At 36.9% G+C, this 1105-nt stretch carries 3 protein-coding genes; 1 reads left to right on the top strand and 2 read right to left on the bottom strand.

Translation table 11 applies throughout. The features are described 5' to 3' along the window. On the top strand, positions 1-84 hold an 84-nt coding region (locus Xvie_RS20350), incomplete at its 5' end, for an IS1 family transposase (RefSeq protein WP_244175492.1). Between the two features lie 81 nt (positions 85-165). Here Xvie_RS20350 and Xvie_RS20345 read toward each other — a convergent pair. Together Xvie_RS20345 and Xvie_RS20340 are read right to left on the bottom strand one after the other, a co-directional pair. Then, positions 166-348, bottom strand: coding sequence for an LPD29 domain-containing protein (locus Xvie_RS20345; RefSeq protein WP_086110888.1), 183 nt, complete (start codon positions 346-348; stop codon positions 166-168). Positions 349-357: 9 nt separating this feature from the next. After that, positions 358-783 carry a hypothetical protein gene (locus Xvie_RS20340; RefSeq protein WP_167376346.1) on the bottom strand — a complete coding sequence of 142 codons (426 nt, stop codon included), beginning with the start codon at positions 781-783 and terminating at the stop codon, positions 358-360. Positions 784-1105 lie beyond the last annotated feature (322 nt).

Raw genomic sequence — 1105 nt, 5'->3', positions numbered from 1 at the left:
CGTAAAACGTTGTCTTTTTCAAAATCCGTGGAAATGCATGACCGAGTCATTGGATATTATCTGAACATTCATCATTATCAATAAATTGGAATCATGACCGAATACCTCAGTAAAAGGATCTCGATGATATTCATAAATATCGTCATAGGCGTTAAAGTTGCCATTTTAAAATTTTGAAACTAATTCTTCAATTTTATCTTTATTAACCCCATCTATCCAATTAATGGTGATAGAATCATAGTGCTCCTCACGAACAGAAAATCTCGTTTTTGGGTGAAATTTTTTTAATTCCGCCCGAATGTTTTTAGCAACCTGTTTTGTTTCACAACGTCCATTTTTATCAAGCAAATTTAAATGTTAATATTCAGGGTTATTTCTTAATTCTTCAACCGCCTGATCGAATTCCAGAGCAATTTTTTCTTTTTGTTCCTGTTCTTCTTTTTCTCTTTTATCTGCGAATCCAATCAACATAGCAATTATTTCGGTACTGACAAACTCATTTTTAATTTCCCATTGAACGCCTGTTTTCAAAATATATTCGGGAATATTTCTATTACGGTATCCGTCAAAAAAGACAATATCAAATACCGCTTCACCGCCGTTGACTGCAACATTATTGATATTTTCTATAGAGGACAATTTTTGTTTTCCTTTAATGTCACAGATAATTCCTTTACTACACTGATAAAGATTGATGTAGACAACCCGCCCTACAATTAAATTTCTTTCGTTGAGTTCCTTCGCTGCATAGAGCGTAACGGGGGCGAGATGAGGCGGGGACAAAAATTTTGGACCGTTTTTGCCAAAAAATTTGGGCCCATGCTATTTACCCTTGCTGGATAACGAATTGAGGCTACGTTTTTAGCCCAAGCGAAGGAAAATAAGATGAGCACTTCCCACCAATATTTGACCTGCGGTGAGAAGTCAGAGACGTAAAGGGGTGGCTCCTCTCAGGTTTAGGGCATCATAGTGCCTGGATTGAGATGCATTCCGCATCCGAATACTGGAGCAACTGTCTTCAACCGTATTTTTTAAGAAGTCAACTGATGGTAAGACTCATCCCATATTTGGCTATTTCTAACCATTGCGTTAATGATGGTCAGAA

It is taken from the genome of Xenorhabdus vietnamensis, assembly GCF_002127535.1.
GTDB classification, from domain to species: domain Bacteria; phylum Pseudomonadota; class Gammaproteobacteria; order Enterobacterales; family Enterobacteriaceae; genus Xenorhabdus; species Xenorhabdus vietnamensis.
The sequence above is the reverse complement of the archived record's forward strand: the minus strand, read 5'-3'. Positions and strand labels throughout refer to the sequence as shown.